Here is a 26,234-nt window from a genome sequence, read left to right on the forward strand (position 1 = left end):
TCTGCCATCAATGCCAAACGATATATGCGCCGCAATGCGTTTTTTGCAGTACTGCGCATAATAGATTTGATTGATTTCAGAACATATTTTACGATACTCTTTTGGGGCAAGCCAAAAACGGGGCCTTGAAAAAGGAAACCCATTAGAATCTATCGGTAAATCTGTAAATTTCAAAATATAAACCTCTCTAACATTTGATGATTTCAAGTTAGAGAAAGTCCCGAAGGACTCCCTCTGTTTTTCTAAAAAGGACTCCTTCTTAGTTAGAAGTATAACATAACCGTAATGTCCTCTCAATCTTTGCTAAAATATGGTTCAATCCATTAATTATGGTGGTATGACTTTGTTATGGTTTATCGGATAAATCACTTTATAGCTTTTTCCATCGCTTGTGATCTGTACCTCTCCGTTTTTCACTGTTTCGAGGATTTTGACGTCATGGCTTTTCAGTATTTCTAGTGTCTCCTTATGAGGATGACCGTATCTGTTATTGTTTCCGTAGCTCATGATAGCAACTTCGGGGGTCATGAAATCAAGAAGTTCTTCAGATGTGCTTGTGGAGCTTCCATGATGACCGACTTTGAGGATATCAATATCTGGGGTTTCGATGATTTGATCGGATAACAATCCATCAGCGTAGTCAAGCATTTTGTATTCGCATTCCTTATCCATGTCGCCTGTAAAAAGCATGCTGAAATTTCGGTAGTTTAAAAGCATGCCGATGGAGTGACTGTTGGCTTCTTCGATGTATTCGCTGGTCAGAGGATAAAGGCCGGTTAGCTCCAGATCCTTAAGCTTAAGTTTGCTGCCTGCACCGAAATATCGTATTTGGGTATCTTTTGCCAGTGCGGCATTTTTCAGCTTCTCATATCTTTCGTCACTTTCCGCAGGCAAAGGCAGCACCAATTCTTTGATCTGTATCTCATCGCTTTCTTCAAGAAGATATAGTATGCCGCTGTAATGATCAGAATCGCAGTGGGTGATAAAGGTTATATCGATCAAATCTATTCCCTGGGACTCGAAGTAGGGTATCAGCATATCCTCGGACAGCTTTTTTTCCGAGGTTGACCCACCGTCAACGGTTATCACCATATCCTCATATCTTATGACCAGCCCATCTCCCTGACCTACGTCAATGGCGGTTATCTCGAGACCGGAGGGTGGCTTTCTTATGAGCAGAAAACACCCGGTCAAAATAACAAGTACAGCTATTTTAGGCATGATGGAATACAAGTGCTTTGTTTGCCGTGACATGAGGTTCTTTTTCTTTAGGGTTTTCATATAGAGTACCGTGAGAATCAGTATGCTGAGCAAAGAATAGTAGACTATGATGCTTCGGATATCCGGTCTTCCCAGAAGAAGTGAGGAATAAGGTATCTCTTTCATCGCGATGCACAGGTTGTTATAGAACCTGAGAGTATAGTGTCCAAACCCAATCGAAGCTATTCCGAGCATCACTGAAAAGAAGGATAATGTCACTGCCAGAAGCCCGCTGTAAACTACATAACTCATCAGCGGCAGGACGATGAGATTAAGTAAAAGTCCGTATAATGGGAATCTGAAAAAGTGATACAGGATAACGGGCAGAGTCATGATCTGTAAAAACAGAGACATATAGACACCGTTTAAAAAGCTGTTTTTAGGATGAGGCAAAAGGTTGCCGATACCCAAGGCAAAAACCGCCATAAAGCTAAGCTGGAAACCGGAGCTGAAGATGATATAGGGCTCGTCCATGACCAAAAGGATGCAGGAAAGTGCCAGTGCAGTCAGCATGTCATAGCTTCTTCCGATAGCTGCTCCCAGGAACTTCATTAGTAGCATGATAACAGCACGTATGGCAGAGCCTGAGCTTCCTGTGAAGATTCCATAAGACAGGATCAGCATTGCACCACCCACTCCCGCAATCTTTTTGGAAGCGCCGAAGCGTCTTAGAAGATCATAGAATCCCGCTCCGATTATGGATAGATGAAGACCGGACACTGCAAGGATATGAGCGATGCCCATATCCTGATAAAGGTCTCGGATTTCTTCATTCATTTCGGATTTTTCACCTACAAGTATAGCTTTATAGATTCCCGAATCCGTTTCATCGGCAACTTCATCAAGTTGACCGCAAATCAGGTTTCTGAACCTTTGAAGTCCGGCCTTGAAGGGCTCAGGTTCACCGCCTATGACTTCAGCGCAGTCACCGTACAAGGAACCGCTTATGCCGAGAGTCCTATAGTAAAGTTCAAAGTCAAACTGTCCCTCGTTTCGAACACCCTCCGGTGGGATGACTGTACCGTAAATCTTCACGATTTCGCCGGGAAAAGGTCCCGTATCCGTTGTATAGAGAGAATTATCAGTCTGAGAAGTCTGATGGTCCTTTGGAGGATGATCTTCTTCGCTTGAAAATACTACTCCGGTATTTTGCGAAATTTGATTATCAGAGTAAGAGATTTTTGCATCAGAGTCCTCCTGCTTCGAAAGGTATACCATCACAGTCCCTACCGGCTGATCATATCTCTTTCTCATTTTCTCCGAGGCATCTGCCGGTAATGTTTCGGAGCTGCCATAGGCGCTGGAAAGAAGAGCATCCTTAAGAACGATTTTCTCGCTTTTGGAACCGGAGGTGTGGCTTATAACAGTGCCCTTGATGGAGACATTAAGATCCTCGAAAGCCGCAATACGTTTCTGACAGTTATCGATTGTACGGCATGAGTATTGATACCTGATGACTCCCGATATGAACATAACAAACAGGAGTGTCGCAGCACCCCGCTTTAGTCGCTTGCTTTTTAAACCATGGAATAAAATACCGCTGAAAAGAACTCCCGCGGTAATTTCAGGAAAAAGCCCTGCCTCTCTTGCTGTTACACACACTCCAAGTACGAACACAAACGCAATCAGAAGCAATGGTCTTTTGTAGTTCATAGGAACACATCATAGCAGAAGATGGGCGGGGGTGCAAGGTCCGATATAATTTATTGCAGAAATCCATCAGGGACGGGGCTGCCAAAATATCTTAACTGATATTATTTTTTTTGATAAAATCGAAACTAATGAAATATATTCGTGAGGCTTTAATCATTGAAATTCTATGTGTAAAAATGTTTTTCTAAAAAAGGAGGTTCTTATGTTTAACGTGGAAAAAGTAATGTCGGAGATCACAACTATCAGTATGCAGGCGGGAAGTAAACTGCTGCTGGCACTCATCATTTTTGTTGTCGGACGCATCATAATAGGTCATATCATGAAGCTGGTGAAAAAGATTCACGCCATCGGAAGCGCAGATAAGACTGTGGCAACCTTCATTATAAGCGGCATAAACATTGTCCTTAATATCGTTTTACTGCTTAGTATCATCAGCGTTCTTGGAGTGCCCATGGCATCGGTTATCACCATCCTTGCTTCTGCAGGCATGGCCATAGGTCTTTCTCTTCAGGGTGCCCTCAGCAACATTGCCGGCGGAATTATGCTTCTCATTTTCAGACCCTTCAGTGTCGGAGAATACATCCAGGCAAACGGTGTTGAGGGAAGTGTCAGAGCCATCAGTATCATGTACACAACTCTTCTCACAAACGATAATAAGAAGATAATGATCCCTAACGGCGAGCTCATGAACAAGAGCATTACCAACTGCTCATCGGAGGAGCTTAGAAGAGTGGACCTTCAGTTCAGCACCGGAAAGGGCGAGGACATCGTAAAGATCCAGAACATCCTTCTTGAGGCTATGAAGTCCAATGCCAAAGTCCTTACAGACTCACCTGCCCATGCTCCGTTTGCTTCCATTGACGGCGGTACAAATGAATCCATAATCTTCACAGCCAGAGCCTGGGTTAAGAGCGGTGACTACTGGACAGTGTACTATGAGCTCATGCAGGAGATTACCAAGGCCTTCGGCGCTGCGGGAGTTTCAACACCGGCAGTGAAGATGGTGACGGTGCAGAACTGAGAGATTGCAAATCTTTGGATGATAGAAAATCTTGAAAGATTGTAAATCTTTGGATGATTGTAAATTTTTGAAAGATTATATTTCTTTGTAAGATTGGAAAATGCAGCATTCAGAAATATGAAGCATTAAAAGAAGACGAGAGAGCTTAGCTGGTTTGCTAAGCTCTCATTTATTTTTTTCAAGCAATAATCAGATAATAATTATTCGGAATGTACTCTGACAGGCTTTCATAAACTTGAAGCTTTCGGGTCTGCGTGACTGCAATCCGTCTTTCCTCAATATAAGTCATTGCCTCAGTTTATCGTTCTTGACCACGATTAGTGGTTCTTCGATATGAGTCATATATGCTACAGACAGAATCTGACTGCAATGGGATAATTCTTCAAATTGAGTCATAGTCTCCGGGCTGATTGTTTGACTGCAATAAGATAATTTTCCAAATTGAGTCATAGCCTCCGGGCTGATTGTTTGACTGCAATGAGATGATTTTCCAAATTGGGTCATAGTCTCTGGGCTGATTGTTTGACTGCAATAAGATAATTTTCCAAATTGAGTCATAGCCTCCGGACTTTTTGCTTGACCGCATTTCGCTATTCTCTGATTTGAGTCATGATTATGTTATTTCAGGTCTGAACCCTGGAGGTCGAACTCAGAAATGCTACTTCTATCTCTTATTCCGAATCCAGCTTCAGCACTGACATAAATGCGCTCTGCGGGATCTCGACATTACCGAACTGGCGCATTCTGCGCTTTCCTTCCTTCTGCTTCTCAAGAAGCTTCTTCTTACGGGAAATGTCTCCGCCGTAGCACTTGGCTAGCACGTCCTTACGAAGGGCCTTAACAGTCTCTCTGGCCTGAATATGTCCGCCGATGGCAGCCTGGATAGGAATCTCAAAGAGCTGTCTCGGGATTTCGTTCTTCAGCTTCTCGCACATTTTCTTTCCGCGCTCGTAAGCAGAATCCGCGTGAACTATGAAACTGAGGGCATCAATGATCTGACGGTTTACAAGTATATCAAGCTTCACCATCTTACTGGTCTGATATCCCTTCAGGTCATAGTCAAAGGACGCATATCCCTTGGATCTTGACTTTATGGCATCAAAGAAATCATAGATGATCTCATTAAGAGGCATATCGTATTTAAGGATGGCACGGTTTGCCTCGATGTATTCTGTACTCTTGTAAACACCTCTTCTCTCCTGGCAGAGAGTCATGATGGAACCCATGAACTCTGGTGTAACCATTATCTCTGCATCTACAACGGGCTCCTCCATGTGATCAATTTCAGAAGGATCCGGAAGGTTTGCAGGGTTGGAAAGCTCAATCATAGTGCCGTCGGTTTTGTAAACATGATATACAACCGAAGGCGCTGTGGTTACGAGATCAAGATTGTACTCTCTTTCAAGTCTCTCCTGAACTACGTCAAGATGAAGGAGTCCCAGGAATCCGCATCTGAAACCGAAGCCGAGTGCCTGTGAGGTTTCCGGCTCGTACTGAAGGGCGGCATCATTAAGCTGAAGCTTTTCGAGGGCGTCACGGAGATCCGGGTAACGCATGGTGTCTGCAGGATAAATTCCGCAGTAAACCATGGACTGAACCTTTTTGTATCCGGGCAGCGGCTTCTCTGCAGGGTTTGCGGCATCCGTAACTGTATCACCAACCCGGGTCTCGCGGATATCCTTGATGGAGGCGGTAATGTAGCCGACCATGCCGGCGCTGAGCTCCTCACAGGGGATAAATCTTCCCGGAGCGAAATAGCCAACCTCCGTAACATCAAACTCAGCCTTGCTTGCCATAAGTCTGATCCTGGTTCCGACCTTAACTCTTCCTTCCTTTATCCTGCAGAAAATGATAACTCCTCTGTAGTTGTCGTAAAGGGAATCGAATATAAGTGCCTGAAGCGGATTGTCAGGTGAACCTTCCGGAGCCGGAAGCTTCTGTACGATGGCCTCCAGAACCTCCTCCACATTTTCGCCTGTCTTAGCTGAAATCCGGGGTGCGTCAAGAGCCTCGATGCCGATGACATCTTCAACTTCGTTTGCAACTCTTTCAGGGTCTGCAGATGGAAGATCGATCTTATTGATGACCGGAAGTATCTCCAGGTCGTGATCAAGTGCGAGGTAAGTATTGGCAAGGGTCTGAGCCTGTATACCCTGGGTTGCGTCCACGATCAGGATGGCTCCGTCGCAGGCCGCAAGGGAACGGGAAACCTCATAGTTAAAGTCAACGTGTCCCGGAGTATCGATGAGGTTCAGGGTGTATTCCTTTCCATCCTTCGCAGTATAGATAACGCGGGTGGTCTGAGACTTGATGGTGATACCGCGCTCCCTCTCGATGTCCATGTTATCCAGCACCTGGGACTGCATCTCTCTCGCCGTAAGAGTGCCCGTCATTTCGATGATACGGTCTGCCAATGTTGACTTGCCGTGATCGATATGCGCAATGATACAAAAATTTCTGATTCTTGACTGATCAACGTTTATATTTTCTGCCATGTTATTCCTTTATAAATGTGTTAATGTAAGCGATCCGGATATCGGTCGTCCGCATTCAAGCAGGCTACGATTCTGACCGCGTTCCCAAACATGCAGTTCGGGTATATTTCTTCGTTTTCGTTCAAATATCCTATCATAAAGTATGTGGATTTGCCAATATAATGATTGATTCTGTACCTGAGTATGCTTGGATAAAAAAATAACAATAATGTATATTTTCTGCTTTTCTTTTTGATTTTTTTGACGATTAAATAGACAAGGAAGATTGTGTTTATCTGAGTATATTAATGCAGCAGATCAGAAGAAACGGAACGTGAAGAAAAATCTGATTGAGTTTTACGAAAGGAAGTTGATTATGAGAAGGAATTTCAGGAAAGCAGCAAGTTTGGTTACGTCGGAACCAACAACGGTGTAGTATATTCCAATAGTGCCTATGGACTTGAAGAAGGGGAGTTTTACGCAGGCGTTGAAAACAATGCCAAAAAGGGCGTTGTGGTAGATAACAGCGGCCTCATCGGCAACAACTATGGATTGGTAAAAAACAATTATTCTGATGCAGTAGTCATAGCTAACGCCAACAAAGTTGAAACCAATCAGGGCGTAATAATCAGAAACTATGGTACGGTTGATAAGAACCAGTCAGATGACTACGACCAGGGCATTATCTACAACTACGGAGAGGTGACAGAGAACGACGGCTACATTGGCGGTAATCATAAAGACGTAGGTACAAACACCGGACTTGTGGACGAGAACTTCGGTAACGTCGCAACAAATAATGGCGACATCGGCAGTGAGGAATTTGGCGGAAACTATGGTGTTGTAAGCACAAACAACGGAACCGTATACATTAACACCGGTAAGATACTGGAGAATAAAGGCAAAGTTATCGATAATGCTTTCGACGGAATTGTGGGAAACTACGCCGGAGGAACCATCGCCGAGAATAACGGTACTGTTTACAACCTGGGAGGAAAAGTCACAAAGAACATCGGAACAGAATACTTCTCGGTTTCCATCACAGGCGGCGGAAATACCACTCATCAAGGCGGTAAGTTTGCAACCAGCGAAGATTATGATGGTAACTGGCTTGGGACAACCGGAACAACTCAATCCTCAACTACTATTAAAATAACTCCCAATGATGGTTTTAAGATTGAACACTTCAGCATTCCGACAGAATACGATAAATATGTGAAAGCTTTCGATAACGGCGACGGAACCTGGACACTTGAGGTTAAATCAGGGTTAAACATCAAGCTTTCTATTCCTGATGCCTCGAAACCTGTGATAAATGTAGAACCGGAACATGACAATCAGGATGACTATAAAGCGGATGTAAATGTTAATCCGGTTACAAATCAATGGACTATGATATCTCGGGCAAACGGTGAAGCAGCCAATAACAATGCAGCTGTTATGGACCCTGCAGTTACTCCTTCACTTGGCGACGGTTTACTTTCGGTGGACCTTTCGAAATATACCGAGTCACTCAGTACACCGGAAGCAATGTGCAATTTTGCAGCAGCAGGGGTTCAGACCTTAGGCACAGAGAATATCAAGGGTACAGGAACCATCGATTTCAAGCATGCATTTGACGGCATGGAAGTTGGCACTTTAAATGTTCCTGTAACCGCTGATGTTAAGAATGGTATTACATACAGAGTTATCTTAAACAATGGCGACACGGCGGATGTGGTTTGCAGCATGGACGGAGTTCTCAGCATTCCTGTAAATGTTTCGGAATGGGCAATTACATACATTATCTACAGTCTTGATATGAATCCGTCTTCAGTCATGATGCAGCAGAAGGCCGATATCACGGCAAACACCACGGGACAAAATGCGGGACTTACAGCCATGGCACCCATGACTATGTCAGGTAATGCGCAGCAGCAGATATAACCGCGAGTTTGGATATAAAACATAAAAATAATCTCCGATTATAACTTCTATAATATTTTTATGTATTTTATCTCGTTGAAATAGAGCTTTTTTGAGACTATACTTTACTGAGAAAACAACATAAAAGTGTTGTGAAAGGAGATTACGGATATGGCTAAAAAGAACCTTGATTGGGCAAATATCGGTTTCGCTTATCATGTAACTGATAAGAGATATGTTTCAAATTATAAAGACGGCAAGTGGGATGCAGGTGCCCTCATTGATGATCCTAATGTGACACTTAACGAGTCAGCATGCGTACTTCAGTACTGCCAGCAGGTATTCGAAGGCTTAAAGGCTTATACCTGGGAGGATGGTTCAGTAGTTTGCTTCCGTCCCGACCTTAATGCAGACAGAATTTACGAGTCGGCTCAGAGAATTGAGATGCCTCCGTTCCCTAAGGAGCAGTTCATCGATGCCGTTGATCAGGTTGTAAAGGCCAATATCGACTGGGTTCCTCCATATGGTTCAGGAGCTTCCCTGTATCTGAGACCTTACGAGTTTGGTACAGGCGTAGTTATCGGTGTTAAGCCTGCAACTGAGTATCAGTTCAGAATCTTCACAACTCCTGTAGGTCCTTACTATAAGGGCGGCGCAACACCTATCGCTATCCTTGTATCTGATTTCGACAGAGCAGCACCTCGCGGAACAGGTTCTGTCAAGGCAGGACTTAACTATGCAATGAGTCTTCATTCATCAGTACTTGCTCACCAGGCAGGTTATGCCGAGAATCTTTATCTTGACCCGGCAACAAGAAGTTATGTTGAAGAGACAGGCGGTTCCAATGCTATCTTCGTTGATGCGGATGGCAAGCTTGTAGTTCCTAAGTCACCGTCTATCCTTCCTTCCATCACAAGACGTTCAATCGTTTATATCGCAGAGCATTATCTGCATCTTACTGTTGATGAAAGACCTGTTAAGTTCGAGGAGATCAAGGGCTTCAAGGAGTGCGGTCTCTGCGGAACAGCAGCAGTTATCTCGCCTGTTGGCCGTATCGTTAACGGTGATGAAGAAATCCTTCTTCCATCAGGTATGGAAAAGGCCGGCGAGGTTATCGGCGAGCTTTACAGCACCATCACCGGTATCCAGAGCGGAAAGATCGAGGCACCTGAAGGCTGGATCCACCACGTTTGCTGATAATAATGTTATATTACTAAGCCTGTCGCGTTGCGGCAGGCTTTCTTTTGTGCGATAATGCTTTCAAGTGCATGCCGTGCCGATACGAGCATGTGTTTGGAAGCTGACTACATCGAACAGCTTTGCTGCGAGATGTGCGATAATGCTTCCAAAAATCAATTAATCTAACAGGTGCATCATGCTTGAAACAAAGATCATTGACCCAACAGACAAGAAACAACTTGAGCTGTATATACATATTCCCTTCTGCGCGAAGAAGTGTAATTATTGCGATTTTCTGTCCTTTCCGGCCCGGGAGCAGGAGCACAGTGAATATGTTGACAAGCTTTGCGGGGAGATAGAACTCATATCGAAAAAAATTCCATCAGAGCGGGAGATATCAACCATCTTTATAGGGGGAGGTACTCCGTCTCTTATTGATCCGAAACATATAGTGAGGATCATGAAAACCATAAGACAGCATTTTCGCGTAAGGGAGGATGCTGAGATTACTATTGAATGCAATCCGGCGTCAACATTGGCCTACAAATTTACACTATACAAAAATGCAGGTATAAACAGACTTTCTATCGGACTGCAATCCGCCGATAACCGGGAGCTTAAGACCCTTGGCCGTATACATATCTATGAGGATTTTCTCAAGTGCTTCCAGAATGCAAGGATGGAAGGATTCGGGAATATAAACATTGACCTTATGAATGATATTCCGGGGCAGACGGAAAAGTCATGGCAGGATACTCTGAAGCATGTGCTAATGCTTAAGCCGGAGCATGTGTCCATTTACAACCTCATAATTGAAGAGGGCACCCCTTTTTATGATATGTATAATGCCGGTCAGCTTCCTCTTCCGGGAGAGGAGACAGCGTCTGCAATTGATGAGATAACCCGGACTATAACCGGGAAGTACGGGTTTGAACGCTATGAGGTTTCAAACTACGCTAAGCCGGGCTTTGAGTGCAGACATAATTATGGTTACTGGTCCAATGTCGAGTACATTGGCTTCGGACTGGGAGCAGCTTCTTACTACGATAATCGTCGTTGGAATAACACAAGAGATTTTAAGAAGTATATGGAGCTTAATTTCCATATGGATATGAAGAACGGCTGGGCAGAGCTTCACACAGATGTACAGGTTCTCGACAGAAATGAGCAGATGGAAGAATTTATGTTCCTGGGACTTCGGCGTATAGAAGGCGTTTCTGAGGTTGAGTTTAAAACAAGATTTCAGGTGGATATAATGAGCGTGTTCGGAGATAAGCTTTCGCAGTATGTGAGTCAGGGACTGATCCTGCATGAGGGATACCGTTACCGCTTTTCGGACCATGGCATGGATGTGTCCAATGTAATTTTGAGTGATTTTCTGTTGGATTGAAAGGCGACATTATGGCGAAAAAGAATGGCAGAAATACAAAACAGAAGATAGTATCTGCGGCATGGAAGCTATTTTATGAGCAGGGGTATGAGGACACTACCGTCGATGACATTGTCTTTGAATCCGGTACCTCGAAGGGGTCCTTTTATCATTATTTTGAAGGGAAGGACGCACTTCTCGGCTCTCTCAATATCCTCTTTGATGATAAGTATGAAGAACTTGAGAAAACCATGGATCCCGAGATGCATGCCATAGATAAGCTTATTTATCTCAATCATGTTCTCTATGAACTGATTGATTCATCGGTATCTGTTGAGCTTCTGACAAGACTGTTTTCCTCGCAGCTTATAACCCATGGAGAGAAGCATTTGCTTGACAGAAAAAGGGCGTATTTCAAGGTGCTGAAGCAGATTGTGAAGGAAGGGCAGGCAAAGGGAGAAGTCAGGGATGACATAGCTGCCAACCAGATCGTAAATGATTATGCCATGTTTGAAAGAGCGCTATTATATGACTGGTGCCTTGAGGACGGGGAGTATTCTCTCATCAGAAATGCAGACAGACTTATGCCAATGTTCCTTAATGGATATAGAATTTCAAAGTGATTCGTAAGCCAAACTTCTTTGACTGTTGAAGGTTTTAAAAAATTTCTTTTATTGGACTTTGGTTTGAACTATATTTAGTCTATATAAAAATTAACGTATTTACGCTAATAATCATATAATTGTATTAACGGAGTATGGACTTTGGTCTATACTCCGTTCTGCATTTTAGTCTATCGGAAGTTATGCTATAGTACAAAGCAAATCATAATTCATGGGAATAGATTTCGTATTGAGACATTCCCATAAAGAAAGGGAGAAAAGTATGACTAGCGAAAGTATTTTTATTTTACTGTCAATCATTGCTTATCTTGGAATCACAATTTGGATAGGTGTTTATTTCAGCAAAAAGGGATCTGCATCTGACACCGCCAATTTTTATCTTGGAGGACGAGGGCTTAATCCTATAGTTACAGCTATGAGTGCCGAGGCTTCGGATATGAGTTCATATCTTCTCATGGGACTTCCGGGACTCGCTTATCTTGCAGGTGTTGCAGAGGTAGGCTGGACAGTTATCGGACTTGCGGCAGGAACCTATCTTAATTTCCTGTTTGTGGCAAAGAGACTTCGTGTTTATTCGGAAACCATCGGAGCCAACACGGTGCCGCAGTTCTTCTCAAAGAGATATGATGATAACAGAAATACATTATCCTGCCTTGCAGCTATTGTAATTCTTATTTTCTTTATTCCGTATACAGCATCAGGGTTTAAGGCGGTAGGAACATTATTTAACAGTCTCTTTGGATGGGACTATCATATGGCAATGGTACTTGGTGCGGTTGTTATCATTGGTTATACAGTTATGGGCGGATTCATGGCAGTATCAACCACCGACCTTATCCAGTCCATCGTAATGACTGTGGCTCTTTGCATTATCATTGTATTCGGTATATCCTGCGCAGGCGGACTCGGCACTGTTATCAATAATGCCAAGGAGCTTCCCGGATATCTCAATCTTTCACAGGGCTACGATGCGGCTACGGGAACAGCCGGAAGCTTCGGAATTCTTCCTGTTATATCCACTCTTGCATGGGGACTTGGATACTTCGGTATGCCTCATATCCTTCTCAGATTCATGGCTATCAGAAATCCTGAGGAGATTAAGATCTCAAGACGTATCGCTTCCGTATGGGCTCTGCTTTCCATGCTGGTTGCTGTATTTATCGGTATCATCGGCTACAGTGTATCTGTAGCGGGAGAGATCCCGTTCCTTACAACCGGGTCAGAGTCTGAGACTATCATCATTTGCCTCGCAAATCTTATGGGTAAGAATGGTGTATTCTTTGCAATCGTTGCAGGTGTTATCATGGCGGGAATTCTTGCGGCAACCATGTCAACCGCAGATTCACAGCTCCTTGCGGCATCCAGTTCTATGTCAGAGGATCTTCTGCGAGACTTCCTCCACATCAAGATGGATGATAAGACTTCTATGAAGGTTGCAAGAGGAACAGTTGTGGCTATAGCTATCATTGCTCTTTTCCTTGCATGGAATCCAAACAGCAGCGTATTCAGAGTAGTATCCTTCGCATGGGCAGGTTTCGGAGCAGCTTTCGGACCGGTTATGATCCTTGCTCTTTTCTGGAAGAAGAGTACACGCGGCGGTGCAACAGCAGGAATGTTTGCCGGCGGCGCAATGGTATTTATCTGGAAGTTCCTTGTTGCTCCTATGGGCGGTGCATTCGCAATCTATGAGCTTCTTCCTGCATTTGTAGTTGCATTTGTTGCAGACGTTGCAGTTTCCAAGGTGACCTTCGAGCCTGCAAAGGAAATCCAGGATACCTTCGACCTCGTAGTTAAAAAGTGCAAAGGCGAGAACAGCGCAGCGTTTTCAGAAGCAAAGCTTGCAGATGCGGAAATCTGATAAAAAATAAAAACAGCCCGCCGGGGATTGGACATATGTGTCCATCTCCGGCGTTTTTTTGTTGCACGGACTGCCTGTTCTGATTGATAGCTGCATAGAACCACTTAGAGTTCAGACTTTGGATTTTCCCGACCGGGCGACCCGGTTTATGATGGATGCCCACCGGCTCTGACCTTCATGTGCCCCGGCGGAACCGGTCTTTCAGGATTTGGAATGATTAGGAAATATTATTTACTTTATGGCGATTAAAGAATAAAATATTTTACAGAGTATTAATGAAAGCTTTTAACAAGGAGGGGCATTATGAGAAAGAGACACCTATTGATGGCGATGATCATCGCAGGATCCATGTCAATGCTTGTGGCTTGTGGCGGCGGTTCGAAGGAAACCGAAACAGCAGCAACAACAGCGGCAGAGACAAAGGCTGCAGCAACTGAGGCAGCTAAGGAAAAAGAAACCGAGAAAAAAGCAGAAACAGAGGCAGCTACAGAAGCGGCAACAGAGGCTGAGAAAAAGGCCGAGGCAGACAGCGCTGATGTAGGTAAATTTATAATCTATGAGTATGAAGCGGGCGGACATCCGGTAACTCATGAGATGCTGGTTGAAGCAGGTATGGGCGACACATATCTGGAGCTCTATAAGGACGGAACCGGAAAGTTCAATCTGTTCCACAGCCTTCTGGATATAACCTGGGAACCCGGTGAGATCACTGTTTACGGCACAACAAAGTATCCTTATGTGCTTGAAGGCGATACATTGAAGCTTGATATGCAGGATGTGGCTCATTACACCATGGTGCGTGATGACGGATCAACTCCTGCAGAGACTGCTGCAACAGAGGCATCCGAGAGTAAAGACGAGACCGAGGAAGCTAAGGAAACAACAGAAGCGAAGGATAATGCTTCCGAAACAGAAGCAGCCGCAGATTCCGGAAAGAAGGTTCCTGACGGAGTTGCTTCCGGAGACGGTTTGGTAAGCGAAGAAGATCTTCAGAAGGGCTATGTATGGCTCAATAAGGTTGCAAAGGATGTTTTCAATCTTACTTATGAAGATCTGGCAGATCATTTCGGAGTAGAGGGTGAGTTTGACAAGGAAGAGTATTCAGACCACATGCAGCGCAACAAGCGTTACTATAAGTGGATTTCCAAGGATGACTCAAATCACTTTATCTATGTTAACTTTGATGAGAAGGATGCAGCGAAGGAGCCCGGTGTTTATCGTGTAAGCAGCTTTAACACCAGCGGTTTCAGCGGATCAGATGCAGAAGCAAAGTATCTTGATGCAGTTAAGGCTGAGGCAAGTGATGCAGATAAAGCAGCAACTGCCAATGCCAAGATGAAGGACTTCACCATAGAGATAACTCCATGGGGAAATAAGGATGACATTGTTAAGGTCGGTATGCAGATTCCTGACTCAGGATGGGCTTATGATGAGAAGAAGGCGCATCTTGTAGAGAACGAAGACATTAACTCTTTCGGGGCAGGATTTATCCAGTTTAAAGTTGAAGAAAACCTGGATAAGTTTGATACCTATAAGGAGAAATTCGAGAACTACAAGGACATCGATGACCGTGAAATCGGTGGAAAGACCTTTAAGGGACGCACCTACAAGAACATAGGTTATGAATGGACAGAGTACCTTGCCCAGCTTGATGATACTCATGCTGTATCTATCGGTATAGTAAGAGTGGATCTCAGCGACGGAACCATGGGTGACAAGATCCTCAATTCTGTAAGCTTCAAATAAGTCAACATAATATATTTTGGCAATCTCCCGCTTGTGTTAAGTCATAAGCGGGAGATATACTTTTATAAGATTTATGAAAATCATGATTCATCGGGGTATATATGGCATACAAGAAAAAAGAAAACGAAAATGATTATCAGCAGCTAGGAACTGACCTTAAAAGCGGAGATTTCAAGCCCTATTATCTTCTTTACGGTGAGGAGGAATTTCTGAAGCTTTCCTATAAAAAAGCTTTCCGTAAAGCCTTCGGAGGAGAAGATGGAATGGCATATAACTTCTTTGATGGCGCGCCGGATGTGGATGAACTGATAGACATTTTAAATACCATTCCTTTTACTTTCGGGGATAATAACGGGAGACTTGTGATAGTAAGTGACAGCCAGTGGTTCAAAAAGGCTCCGCCTGAGAAGCTTTTGAAATATCTTGATGATATTGAGCATTTTCCTGAAACTGCTCACCTTATGTTCATCGAGAAAGAGGTCGATAAAAGAGGAAAGCTATACAAGATAATACAGAAAAACGGTTTTGACTGTGAACTTGGATTTCAGGATCATGCCCAGCTTGGAAGATGGGCAGCCCGATATCTCACAAATGCCGGAAAAAAGATCAGAAATTCAACCATGGAGCTAATCCTGGGTAAAACAGGAAACAGTATGGATAATATCGCTTCAGAGCTCGAAAAGCTGATCGCATATACGGGAGACCGTGACGTGATAGAGGATCAGGATGTGGAGACTATCTGTTCCCAGAATGTTGAAGACAGAGTCTTCGACATGATCACAGAGATGAGTCTCGGAAATACTGAGAAGGCGATGCAGTATTACGGAGATCTGCTGACACTTCAGGAAGCACCCATGAAGATACTGAGTCTTATGAGGAGAAATTTTAACCAACTACTTCTTACTAAAGAGTCGGTAACAAAGGGCATGAACGGGCAGGAAGCTGCCAAATATGTTAATGTTTCTCCCTGGATCCTGGGCAAACTTCAGAACCAGGCTAAGCACTATTCACTTGAAAGTATCGAGGATTATTTAAGCAGATGCCTGGAATATGATGAGTCCATAAAAAGCGGAAATCTGACCGACAGAATGGCGGTGGAACTTCTGTTAACGGTGTAAAATTCACCACTTTGCTTTCATTTTTCGTAAAAAACTTTAGAAAAATTTTAGTTGACCGTTTTTTGAAGCTGTATTAAGGTCATAGCGTCGTATGTTGCAAAATCGTAGAAAAATCGCCTGGTTTTAAGGCGATTGTGATTCCTTATTACGGAGAGGTATGCTGGTTTGATCAGGCAGCAATGACCACTCTGCGGCAGTGCATTTTACTGCAGCTTAAGTAAGGATAACCATAGGAGGAACAATTATATGAAGATGGCAGGGCTAAAAACAGCTGCGGCAACGTTTTTTATTACCGCGTTGGTTTCAACTTCTGCTTTGGCGGCTGCTACAGCCCCCACAGGTACAGAATGGAGTGATGAATCTCTGGTTACGGGTTATGAACTTATTCAAACTTCGGATTCTGAAATGGATGCAGAGATAGAGGCTGAAATGATTGCCGAACAGCAGCTTGCGGAGCATATAAAGGCTCTTGAGGCCGCGGCTAAACAGTCAGCAAGTTCACCGGTTACGAAAGTGGGAAGTGTTGTTACTGAGGAAACTACGCATTACAAGCGTGGAAATATGATCGGCAATTTCAAACTCACGGGATATTATGGCGCAGGAGTTACCTATTCGGGAGCATATACAACTGCCAATCATACAATCGCCGCAGATCTCGGCGTTATCCCTATGGGAACAAAGGTATTTATAAATGACACTGTTTACACAGTAGAAGATATCGGCGGAGCAGTTAAGGGTAATCTCATAGATGTTTACTATGATACCTATGCAGAGGCTGCCGGTGTTACCGACAGAGGCTGGCAGTACGCAGATGTGTATCTGGCAGTGCCGGTGTAATAAGGATATAATACTTTAGTTGGAAGATGGGTTGATGACCTCGATTAAACTAAAACCAGTAAAGAAGCATCGTTCTAAGATGCTTCTTTTTTTGTTCAGTTCATTCTTTATTCACAATTGCTTTTCGCTAAAGTTCTTGACATAGATTTACAAGGCGAGTATTATAAATTTCAGATGTTAGCACTCCAATATTTTGAGTGCTAACAAAAAATCAGAAGGAGGCGGAGAGATGGAACTGGATCAACGTAAGGTTGTTATCCTTACCACGATAATCAAAAATTACCTTGAGACCGGAGAACCGGTTGGTTCACGAACCATAAGTAAGTATTCAGGTTTGAATCTCAGCTCTGCCACCATCAGAAATGAAATGAGTGATCTGGAGGAGATGGGGTATATAGTTCAGCCTCATACTTCGGCAGGCCGTATCCCCAGTGACAAGGGCTACAGATTTTATGTTGACCAGCTCATGGAAAACCATAAGCATGAGATTGACGATGTAAAAACCGAGATGTTTGAAAAGGTGGATCGTCTGGAGACAACATTAAAAACACTTGTCAGAAACCTTGCGGAGAATACCAAATACGCAGCGGTGGTTACAGGACCCTCTATCAGAACCAACAAGATCAAGTTTATCCAGACTTCTCTTGTGGATGCAAGGAGACTTCTTCTTGTCATCATGATGCAGGGCAATATCGTAAAGACCTCATCTGTGGTTTTGGACGGCGCTGAGGAGCTTGATTTCAACAGAGTCCTGAGCATTAACATGCTGCTCAATGATGTGCTTAACGGACTGAGCGTTGAGGATATCACCGAAGGCCGTATCGGACAGCTTCTTGCAAGGACAAGCTATAAGGGTACTGTAAAAGCCATAGTTGACAGCATTCTCAATATGCTGGATATCAATCTCGGAGAGAGTCAGATATATACTTCCGGAGCAACCAACATTTTCAAGTATCCGGAGCTTGTGGATTCCGATAATGCATCAAAGCTTATAAGTGCATTCGAAACAAAGGATGAACTTGCTTCTCTTGTGAAGGAAACTGAGGCTCATGCCGACGGGAAAAAGCCTATACAGGTTTACATCGGAGAAGAGTCTCCGCTTCAGAACATGTCCGACTGTTCGGTGATAACAGCCAATTACGAGCTTGGAAACGGACTGAAGGGAACTATAGGTGTCATAGGACCAAAGCGTATGGACTATGAAAAGGTACTGGAGATACTCAGTAAGCTTCAGAGTGAGATGGATCAGGCATTTCAGTAGCTAAGGTTAAAAAGGCTGCAGGGCAGCTTAAGATATAAAGATCCGGTAAGGATTAAGGACAGGAGGTTATCTTGAAGGACGAAGAAATAAAGAAGTCTTCCGAAGAACAGGGTACAGAAGAAATAAAAGAAGAAAATGTTGAGGAGACCATGGAAGAGTCTCAGGAAAACAAGGAAGCAGCAGAGGACTCTGAGAATGCGGAAGCTTCAGAAAATGATGAAGCTGAGGCTAAAGATGATGAAAATGCGGCTGAGGATGACGAAACCGTAAAACTCAAGGAAAAGTACGAGGCAGAAATAGCCGATCTTAAGGATAAATACACAAGGCTTTATGCGGAGTTTGACAATTTCCGCAAGCGTACTGAGAAGGAGAAGATTCAGAATTTCGACTTCGGTGCCAGAGAAGTAATTGAGAAGCTTCTTCCGGTGGTTGACAATTTTGAAAGAGCTCTCGGAACTGTTGAGAAGGAAGATGAAGAGGATGCTTTCACGAAGGGTGTTCAGGGCATCTACAAACAGATTGAAAAACTGTTTGAGGATCTTCAGGTCAAAGCCATCAAGGCTGAGGGCGAGAAATTCGATCCGAACCTCCACAATGCAGTTATGACAGATACAGAAAGCGACGTGGAAGAGGATACAGTCACACAGGATCTTCAGAAGGGATACACTTACAAAGATCAGGTTATCAGACACAGCATGGTTAAGGTGAAAAAATAGTAAAGCCTTAGAAAGCATGTTTCAGTAACACTCGGCAGGAGCAAAGAGTTCCGCCGTTATAAAATTATAAAGAAATCAAGTTTTGCAATAGATAGAAAAGGAGAACATTATGGGAAAGATAATTGGAATCGATTTAGGTACAACAAACAGCTGTGTAGCAGTTATGGAAGGTGGAAAGCCTACTGTTATCGCAAATGCAGAGGGTCTCAGAACAACACCTTCAGTTGTGGCATTTACAAAGAATGGTGAGAGACTTGTAGGCGAGCCTGCAAAGCGTCAGGCTGTAACCAATGCTGACAGAACCATCGCTTCTATCAAAAGACATATGGGTTCAGACTATAAGGTAAGCATTGACGGTAAGGACTATACTCCTCAGGAGATTTCAGCTATGATTCTTCAGAAGCTTAAGGCTGATGCAGAGGCTTATCTTGGCGAGAAGGTAACAGAGGCTGTTATCACAGTTCCTGCATACTTCAATGATGCTCAGCGTCAGGCAACCAAGGATGCCGGAAAGATCGCAGGCCTTGATGTTAAGCGTATCATCAACGAGCCTACAGCTGCAGCTCTTGCTTACGGTCTTGATGAAGGTAAAGAGCAGAAGGTTATGGTTTATGACCTTGGTGGTGGTACATTTGATGTTTCTATCATCGATATCGGAGACGGTGTTATCGAAGTTCTTTCAACAAACGGTGATACCCGTCTTGGCGGTGATGATTATGATAACCGTATCCAGAACTGGATGGTTGAGGAGTTCAAGAAGGCTGAGGGCGTAGATCTCAGCAAGGACAATATGGCTCTTCAGAGACTTAAGGAAGCAGCTGAAAAAGCTAAGAAAGAGCTTTCTGCTTCAACTACAACAAATATCAACCTTCCTTTCATCACAGCAACTGCTGAGGGTCCTAAGCATCTTGATATGACTCTTACAAGAGCCAAGTTTGAGGAGCTTACATCTGATCTTACAGAGAGAACAGCAGTACCTGTACAGAATGCGCTTCGTGATGCAGGACTTACATCAGGCGAGCTTGACAAGGTTCTCCTGGTTGGTGGTTCAACACGTATGCCTGTTGCTCAGGACAAGGTTAAGCAGCTTACAGGAAAGGAGCCAAGCAAGACTCTTAACCCTGATGAGTGCGTAGCTATCGGTGCAGCTATCCAGGGTGGTAAGCTTGCAGGTGATGCCGGTGCCGGTGACGTTCTTCTTCTTGATGTAACACCACTTACACTTTCTATCGAGACACTTGGAGGCGTTGCTACTCCTCTTATAAAGAGAAATACAACAATCCCTACAAGAGCATCTCAGGTATTCTCAACTGCTGAAGATAACCAGACAGCTGTAGATATTCATGTAGTACAGGGTGAGCGTGAGTTCGCAAGAGATAACAAGACTCTCGGTCAGTTCAGACTTGACGGAATCCTTCCTGCAAGACGTGGTATGCCTAAGATCGAGGTAACCTTCGACATCGATGCAAACGGTATCGTTAATGTTTCTGCAAAGGATCAGGGAACAGGTAAGGAGCAGCACATCACAATCACATCCGGATCTAACATGAGCAAGGATGATATCGATAAGGCTGTTAAGGAGGCTGCTCAGTATGAGGCAGCTGATAAGGAAAAGAAGGAAGCTATCGAGACAAGAAACGGTGCTGACTCTATCGTATTCCAGACCAAGAAGGCTCTTGAGGACGTAGGTGATAAGATTTCAGGTTCCGATAAGGCACAGGTTGAGGCTGACCTTAAGGCTCTCGAGGATGTTCTTGCAGCTAATCCGCTTGAGTCCATCACAAAGGACGGCGCTGAGAAGATCAAGGCAGCTCAGGAGACACTTATGAAGTCTTCACAGGCTCTCTTCTCAAAGGTTTATGAGCAGGCTCAGGCAACTCAGGGTGCAGCCGGTGCTCAGGGAGCAGCAGATCAGGGTGCTCAGCAGAGCAGTGCCGATGACAATGTTGTTGACGGCGACTTCAAGGAAGTATAAAATCATTAATCGTTGTTTTTTGAAATGCCTCCGGCGCATTGCGTCGGGGGCAAATGTTGATATATTGCTAGGAGTAAAACATGGCAGAACAAAAGCGGGACTATTATGAGGTCCTCGGTGTAGATAAAAATGCTGATGATGCAACCATAAAGAGAGCTTTCCGTAAGCTTGCTAAAAAGTATCATCCGGACGCAAATCCCGGTGATGCAGCTGCGGCAGAGAAGTTCCGTGAGGCAAATGAAGCATATGCGGTTCTTTCAGATGAGCAGAAGAGAAGAGCATACGATACTTACGGTCATGCTGCATTTGATGCAAACTCAGCTGCAGGACAGAGCAGCGGCTTTGGCGGATTTGATTTCGGTGGAATGGATTTCTCGGATATATTCGGAGATATCTTTGGCTTCGGCGGATCCCGTGGAGGTTTTTCTTCATATGGAGGCAGTGCGGCTAATCAGGCAACTCGTGGGCAGTCTATCCGTACCGGAGTTCGTATCACTTTTGATGAAGCCATCAAGGGCTGTAAAAAGACAGTTAAGATAAGATATAAGGATGAATGCAAGAAGTGTAACGGAACCGGTGCAAAGCCCGGAACACAGCCTGAGACCTGTACAAGATGTAATGGCCGCGGCCAGGTGGTTGTGACAAGACAGAGCATGTTCGGAACTATACAGCAGGTAACTACATGTCCTGATTGTCAGGGATCCGGAAAGATCGTTAAGGAGAAATGTCCTGACTGTCATGGTGAAGGATACATTACAACTCAGAAGAATATCGAGATCACTATCCCGGCCGGCATCGATGATGGTCAGACCCTTCGTCGTTCAGGCGGTGGAGACCCCGGAACAAACGGTGGCCCGAGAGGAGATCTCCTCGTGGATATAGCTGTATCACAGCACCCGTTCTTTAAACGTCAGGGTACAAACATTTACTCTACAGAAGAGATCAGTTTTGCAACAGCTGCTCTCGGAGGAAAGAAGGTTATCCGTACAGTAGACGGTAATGTAGAGCTTCAGATCAAGCCGGGAACTCAGTCCGACACAAAGACAAGACTGAGAGGCAAAGGCGTTCCAAGCCTTAATAATCCGGATGTTCGCGGTGACCAGTACGTTACCATAGTTGTAAATATTCCTTCCTCACTCAACAAGGAGCAGAAGGAAGCTCTCAAGGCCTTCGCAAAGACCTGCGGAGAGACAATAGATGCATAAATGATATAATGCTTAGCCGGTGGCAAGGATTCCCGATAAAGAGAATCTTCGTCACCGGTTTTATTTCTATCCCTGATTAAGGGTTTTACTTTTTGAGCCTACTTGTTATAATAGCGAAGATTTTATTGATACAGTTCGTGTGAAAGCAGGTTGATATGCATCATTTTTTTGTAGACAGATCTGATATAGATACAGATGCCCGCAGAGTCCGTCTGACAGGTGACAATTATAATCATCTGAAGAATGTCCTTCGTGTGAGGGTGGGTGAAAAAATACTTATCTCTGACGGTGAAGGGACGGACTATGAGTGCGATGTGCTTGAAGTCCATGATGAGAATTACATAAAAGAGGCAAGAGAGACAGGGGATTCTTCTGTAACCGAGCCGGAAGTGATTCTGCATATAAACTTTGTGGAAGAGATACATGAACTTCCTGCCGACATATATCTTTTCCAGGGACTTCCCAAACAGGATAAGATGGAACTTATAGTTCAGAAAGCAGTAGAACTTGGAGCTCATGCGGTGATTCCGCTGGATTCGAAAAACACGGTCATCAAGCTTGACGATAAAAGACAGCAAAAGAAAACCGAGCGCTGGCAGGCTATAGCGGAGGCCGCTGCAAAGCAGTCCAAACGGTCCATTATTCCTGAAGTGATGCCTGTGATGAAGTGGAAGGCGGCAATGGAATTTGTGAAGGATTTTGACCTTAAACTTATTCCCTATGAAAATGCCAAAAGCATTAAACACACCATGGATGAACTCCAAAAGCTTCCGGATCATGGCAAGATAGCTGTATTCATCGGCCCTGAAGGAGGCTTCTCCGATTCAGAGATAGATGATGCTCTTCAACATGGTATAGAACCCATTACTCTTGGCAAACGTATTCTCAGGACAGAGACTGCTGCCATAACCAGTCTCAGCGTACTGATGCTGATGCTGGAGGCAAAAGCTGATAAAGACCTATAAGGCGTGGCAAGGAACCATGAATGCTTACCGAAGTTTTGAGCTGTGATCAGTAAAGATATCATAAAACCGGAATTGCGTTATGATGACGAGAGCCGCAAATGCATCGTATTTACAGTCGCAGAAATAAATGTGTCGAAAAGGTTTAGAACAGGATTAATAAAAAATGAGAGAAATATATTTTGATAATTCAGCCACAACACGGGTTTATCCTGAGGTTGTGGAGCTTATGAAGAAAACAATGGAGGAGGACTACGGTAATCCCTCTTCAAAGCATATAAAAGGATTTGATGCGGAGAAATATTTCCGTACAGCACGGGAGCAGGTTGCAAATACCCTGAAGGTTAAACCCAAGGAGATAATATTTACATCCGGTGGCACAGAATCAAACAATACCGCCATCTTCGGAACTGCCCTTGCAAAACGCAAGCAGGGAATGCATATCATATCTTCACAGGTTGAGCATGCAGCCATCTATAAGCCGCTGGATACATTGGCAGAACTTGGATATGAGATCACATATCTTCCGGTAGACAGCAAGGGTCATATAAATCTCAATGACCTGAGAACCGCCATAAGACATGATACGATCCTCGTTACTATAATGCATGTGAACAATGAAATCGGTGCCATTGAGCCTGTTGAGGAAATAGGAAAGATCGTTAAGGTATGTAATCCCAACACCTGGTTCCACACAGATGCTATTCAGTCCTACGGAAAACTGACCATACGTCCAAAGAAGCAGAACATCGATATGCTCTCTGTATCAGGTCACAAGATTCACGGACCTAAGGGCGTTGGATTCCTTTACGTAGATGAGAAGATCCGCCTGAGACCCATGATCTATGGAGGAGGACAGCAGGAAGATATGCGTTCCGGAACCCACAATGTTCCCGGAATCGCAGGTATGGGACTTGCGGCAGAACTTGCTTACAAGGATCATGATGCGAAGATTGCACGTATCATGGATATAAAGAACTACTTCATAGATGAAGTATCAAAAATTGAAGGAGTAACCGTGAATTCGGAGAGAGGAGATTCCTCGGCACCTAACATCGTATCTGTCTCTTTCGAGAAAGTTCGTGCAGAAGTACTTCTCCATGCGCTTGAAGAAAAGGGTATCTACGTAAGCTCGGGTTCGGCATGCTCATCAAATCATCCCGGCATATCCGGAACCCTGAAGGCAATCGGAGTAAAACCTGAGCTTCAGGACTCCACCATCAGATTTTCCTTCGGAGTATTCAATGAAAAGGAAGAGGTCGACCTCTGCATGGAAGCACTGAAGGAACTCGTTCCGGTGCTCAGAAGATTTACAAGATTCTAATGAGCCAATGAGATCTGTTTTTGCAAGTCGGATATTAAGGCTTCAAAAAGCAGAGTAAATATTAAGATAGATGATTTATAGTGTTATTAAGCAGTGGGAATTGTAGAACAGCTTAATTCAGATAGAATTGCAATACATTCAGATTTACAATCCGGATAATGGCTTCTTGATATTTCATATGTGAGAAGTACGGAATAACGAAAGGCAACTAATATGGTTTGGAGAAAATTCACTATTCATACAACTACTGAGGCAGAGGATATCCTGAGTGCGAATCTTGCGGACCTCGGACTTGACGGAGTACAGATAGAAGACAAGATCCCTCTTTCCGAGGATGACACCAAAGGCATGTTCATTGACATCCTTCCAGATATCGGACCGGATGACGGAAAGGCAGATGTAAGCTTCTACGTAGAAGTGCTGTCACCTGAAGACAAGCAGGACAGAATCGAGAAAGCAAAGAAGTATATGGAAGACCCATCCGTAGACGCAAGTTATATGCCGAACACTTCTAATGTCTACACTCCTGCAGAATTGAAACAGCTTCTTCAGGATGTTGAAGAGATGATAGCAGAAATGCGAAACTATTGTGAAGTAGGAGAGGGAACCATCGAAACCTCGGAGACAGAAGATAAAGACTGGATCAACAACTGGAAAACCTTCTTCCATCCATTCACAGTAGGGGACATTCTCATAAAGCCAACCTGGGAAGAAATCCCCGAAGGAGACGAAGATAAGCTCCTCATAGAAATAGATCCCGGAACAGCCTTCGGAACCGGAATGCATGAAACAACCCAGCTCTGCATCCGTCAGCTTCAGAAATACATGAAAGAAGGTGACGAAGTTGCCGACATCGGAACAGGCTCCGGCATCCTCGGCATCACAGCCCTCAAGCTGGGCGCAGGTCATATCTATGGCACAGACCTTGATGAAGAAGCAGTTCCCGCAGTCCGAGACAACCTGAAAGCAAACAACCTTCCTGAAGACAGCTTCGACATGGTAGTCGGCAACGTCATCGGGGACGAGAAAGTCAAGTCTGACATGGGTCTCGGCAAATACGACATTGTCGTTGCCAACATCCTTGCCCCGGTCATCGTCCTCCTCACCGGAGAAGTAGCCCCTCTCCTCAAAAAAGACGGCCTTTTCATAACCTCCGGCATCCTCAACGAGCGCGAGCAGGAAGTAGTCGAAGCCTTCAAGAGCCATTCAGACATCTGGGAAATCCTAGAAATCAACCACCAGGGCGAATGGACCAACGTCACCGCCCGCAAGAAATAACCCTTGTTATTATCCCCCTCTGCCGATGATTAAGTCAATTTAAAAACAAGCTACCTCGATTAACACAGCTAAGATAAAGAAAATCACAGGTGCTGTTTATGATAAAAATGAATCTGTGTGGAAATTATAATACTGAGTCTCATATCAGTCTCATCAAAATGAGACTATGTATTAATTGAAAAATGCTGAAATGGTGGGATTTATATAGGAAAGTCTCATTGTAGTCTCACCATAGTATCACTGAGTCTCATGCGTAAATGAGACTTTATGAGACTTAGTTATAAAATCTATATATGAGACCTGTCCCAGCACAGGCTGCCAATAAAGTGAAGAAAATGCAAGGGATGTGCGGCTAGGCTTGCGAGTTGAAAAGACACCGGGCGTTCTATGTACGAACCAGATGCACGTCAGTGCAGCTGGGGCGAACATAGAACGCCCGGTGTCTTTTCAATCTCGTGGGCCGTCGCGCA

At 44.2% G+C, this 26,234-nt stretch carries 18 protein-coding genes; 16 read left to right on the plus strand and 2 right to left on the minus strand.

Annotation, left to right across the window (positions count from 1 at the left end; translation table 11 throughout):
• Positions 1-327: 327 nt before the first annotated feature.
• Positions 328-2,913 carry a DNA internalization-related competence protein ComEC/Rec2 gene (locus BLV86_RS00350; protein ID WP_090814716.1) on the minus strand — a complete coding sequence of 862 codons (2,586 nt, stop codon included), beginning with the start codon at positions 2,911-2,913 and terminating at the stop codon, positions 328-330.
• A gap of 202 nt (positions 2,914-3,115) precedes the next feature.
• Here BLV86_RS00350 and BLV86_RS00355 point away from each other — a divergent pair, with 202 nt between their 5' ends.
• The gene (locus BLV86_RS00355; protein ID WP_044915910.1) at positions 3,116-3,934 is read left to right on the plus strand and encodes a mechanosensitive ion channel family protein; all 819 of its coding nucleotides are present in this window, start codon (positions 3,116-3,118) and stop codon (positions 3,932-3,934) included.
• Positions 3,935-4,605: 671 nt separating this feature from the next.
• Here BLV86_RS00355 and lepA read toward each other — a convergent pair.
• Positions 4,606-6,429: a translation elongation factor 4 gene (lepA, locus tag BLV86_RS00365; protein WP_090814718.1), complete on the minus strand. Its 1,824-nt coding sequence runs from the start codon at positions 6,427-6,429 to the stop codon at positions 4,606-4,608.
• A gap of 492 nt (positions 6,430-6,921) precedes the next feature.
• On the opposite strand from lepA, the gene BLV86_RS00370 reads away from it, so the two are divergent.
• The 15 genes from BLV86_RS00370 (at position 6,922) to prmA (ending at position 25,764) form a co-directional block, all read left to right on the plus strand.
• On the plus strand, positions 6,922-8,334 hold the full coding sequence (locus BLV86_RS00370; RefSeq protein ID WP_090814719.1) for a hypothetical protein: 1,413 nt from the start codon (positions 6,922-6,924) through the stop codon (positions 8,332-8,334).
• A 150-nt stretch (positions 8,335-8,484) separates the two neighbouring features.
• Positions 8,485-9,510 carry a branched-chain amino acid aminotransferase gene (locus BLV86_RS00375; RefSeq protein WP_090814720.1) on the plus strand — a complete coding sequence of 342 codons (1,026 nt, stop codon included), beginning with the start codon at positions 8,485-8,487 and terminating at the stop codon, positions 9,508-9,510.
• A gap of 178 nt (positions 9,511-9,688) precedes the next feature.
• Entirely contained in the window at positions 9,689-10,882 is a 1,194-nt protein-coding gene (hemW, locus tag BLV86_RS00380; RefSeq protein WP_090814721.1) for a radical SAM family heme chaperone HemW, read from the plus strand.
• Positions 10,883-10,893: 11 nt separating this feature from the next.
• Positions 10,894-11,484: a TetR/AcrR family transcriptional regulator gene (locus tag BLV86_RS00385; RefSeq protein WP_090814722.1), complete on the plus strand. Its 591-nt coding sequence runs from the start codon at positions 10,894-10,896 to the stop codon at positions 11,482-11,484.
• Positions 11,485-11,746: 262 nt separating this feature from the next.
• Positions 11,747-13,342 (plus strand): sodium/proline symporter, encoded by a 1,596-nt coding sequence (locus BLV86_RS00390; protein WP_090814723.1) that lies wholly within the window; start codon positions 11,747-11,749, stop codon positions 13,340-13,342.
• Positions 13,343-13,645: 303 nt separating this feature from the next.
• Positions 13,646-15,088 carry a hypothetical protein gene (locus tag BLV86_RS17685; RefSeq protein WP_090814724.1) on the plus strand — a complete coding sequence of 481 codons (1,443 nt, stop codon included), beginning with the start codon at positions 13,646-13,648 and terminating at the stop codon, positions 15,086-15,088.
• Between the two features lie 101 nt (positions 15,089-15,189).
• Entirely contained in the window at positions 15,190-16,206 is a 1,017-nt protein-coding gene (gene holA, locus BLV86_RS00400; RefSeq protein WP_090814725.1) for a DNA polymerase III subunit delta, read from the plus strand.
• Positions 16,207-16,452: 246 nt separating this feature from the next.
• Entirely contained in the window at positions 16,453-17,043 is a 591-nt protein-coding gene (locus BLV86_RS00405; RefSeq protein ID WP_049962226.1) for a 3D domain-containing protein, read from the plus strand.
• Between the two features lie 229 nt (positions 17,044-17,272).
• Positions 17,273-18,304 (plus strand): heat-inducible transcriptional repressor HrcA, encoded by a 1,032-nt coding sequence (gene hrcA / locus BLV86_RS00410; RefSeq protein WP_031548361.1) that lies wholly within the window; start codon positions 17,273-17,275, stop codon positions 18,302-18,304.
• Between the two features lie 71 nt (positions 18,305-18,375).
• Complete coding sequence (gene grpE, locus BLV86_RS00415) at positions 18,376-19,020, plus strand: nucleotide exchange factor GrpE (protein WP_242873199.1); 645 nt, start codon at positions 18,376-18,378, stop codon at positions 19,018-19,020.
• A 109-nt stretch (positions 19,021-19,129) separates the two neighbouring features.
• Positions 19,130-20,995 (plus strand): molecular chaperone DnaK, encoded by a 1,866-nt coding sequence (gene dnaK, locus BLV86_RS00420; protein WP_090814726.1) that lies wholly within the window; start codon positions 19,130-19,132, stop codon positions 20,993-20,995.
• An 80-nt stretch (positions 20,996-21,075) separates the two neighbouring features.
• Positions 21,076-22,200 carry a molecular chaperone DnaJ gene (gene dnaJ / locus BLV86_RS00425; protein WP_031548367.1) on the plus strand — a complete coding sequence of 375 codons (1,125 nt, stop codon included), beginning with the start codon at positions 21,076-21,078 and terminating at the stop codon, positions 22,198-22,200.
• Positions 22,201-22,355: 155 nt separating this feature from the next.
• On the plus strand, positions 22,356-23,165 hold the full coding sequence (locus BLV86_RS00430; protein ID WP_090814727.1) for a 16S rRNA (uracil(1498)-N(3))-methyltransferase: 810 nt from the start codon (positions 22,356-22,358) through the stop codon (positions 23,163-23,165).
• A 163-nt stretch (positions 23,166-23,328) separates the two neighbouring features.
• Positions 23,329-24,486, plus strand: coding sequence for a cysteine desulfurase family protein (locus BLV86_RS00435; protein WP_090814728.1), 1,158 nt, complete (start codon positions 23,329-23,331; stop codon positions 24,484-24,486).
• A gap of 213 nt (positions 24,487-24,699) precedes the next feature.
• Positions 24,700-25,764 carry a 50S ribosomal protein L11 methyltransferase gene (gene prmA, locus BLV86_RS00440; protein WP_090814729.1) on the plus strand — a complete coding sequence of 355 codons (1,065 nt, stop codon included), beginning with the start codon at positions 24,700-24,702 and terminating at the stop codon, positions 25,762-25,764.
• Positions 25,765-26,234 lie beyond the last annotated feature (470 nt).

The organism is Oribacterium sp. KHPX15 (assembly GCF_900107835.1).
In the GTDB taxonomy this organism is placed as follows: domain Bacteria; phylum Bacillota; class Clostridia; order Lachnospirales; family Lachnospiraceae; genus Oribacterium.

What these genes read in the sequence shown, in the direction of transcription:
- hrcA (WP_031548361.1), top strand. Translation starts at nt 17,273, where the DNA reads ATGGAACTGGATCAACGTAAGGTTGTTATCCTTACCACGATAATCAAA.
- dnaJ (WP_031548367.1), top strand. Translation starts at nt 21,076, where the DNA reads ATGGCAGAACAAAAGCGGGACTATTATGAGGTCCTCGGTGTAGATAAA.
- holA (WP_090814725.1), top strand. Translation starts at nt 15,190, where the DNA reads ATGGCATACAAGAAAAAAGAAAACGAAAATGATTATCAGCAGCTAGGA.
- prmA (WP_090814729.1), top strand. Translation starts at nt 24,700, where the DNA reads ATGGTTTGGAGAAAATTCACTATTCATACAACTACTGAGGCAGAGGAT.
- BLV86_RS00375 (WP_090814720.1), top strand. Translation starts at nt 8,485, where the DNA reads ATGGCTAAAAAGAACCTTGATTGGGCAAATATCGGTTTCGCTTATCAT.
- BLV86_RS00385 (WP_090814722.1), top strand. Translation starts at nt 10,894, where the DNA reads ATGGCGAAAAAGAATGGCAGAAATACAAAACAGAAGATAGTATCTGCG.
- BLV86_RS00350 (WP_090814716.1), bottom strand. Translation starts at nt 2,913, where the DNA reads ATGAACTACAAAAGACCATTGCTTCTGATTGCGTTTGTGTTCGTACTT.
- BLV86_RS00430 (WP_090814727.1), top strand. Translation starts at nt 22,356, where the DNA reads ATGCATCATTTTTTTGTAGACAGATCTGATATAGATACAGATGCCCGC.
- hemW (WP_090814721.1), top strand. Translation starts at nt 9,689, where the DNA reads ATGCTTGAAACAAAGATCATTGACCCAACAGACAAGAAACAACTTGAG.
- BLV86_RS00355 (WP_044915910.1), top strand. Translation starts at nt 3,116, where the DNA reads ATGTTTAACGTGGAAAAAGTAATGTCGGAGATCACAACTATCAGTATG.
- BLV86_RS00435 (WP_090814728.1), top strand. Translation starts at nt 23,329, where the DNA reads ATGAGAGAAATATATTTTGATAATTCAGCCACAACACGGGTTTATCCT.
- dnaK (WP_090814726.1), top strand. Translation starts at nt 19,130, where the DNA reads ATGGGAAAGATAATTGGAATCGATTTAGGTACAACAAACAGCTGTGTA.
- BLV86_RS00390 (WP_090814723.1), top strand. Translation starts at nt 11,747, where the DNA reads ATGACTAGCGAAAGTATTTTTATTTTACTGTCAATCATTGCTTATCTT.
- BLV86_RS17685 (WP_090814724.1), top strand. Translation starts at nt 13,646, where the DNA reads ATGAGAAAGAGACACCTATTGATGGCGATGATCATCGCAGGATCCATG.
- BLV86_RS00405 (WP_049962226.1), top strand. Translation starts at nt 16,453, where the DNA reads ATGAAGATGGCAGGGCTAAAAACAGCTGCGGCAACGTTTTTTATTACC.
- lepA (WP_090814718.1), bottom strand. Translation starts at nt 6,429, where the DNA reads ATGGCAGAAAATATAAACGTTGATCAGTCAAGAATCAGAAATTTTTGT.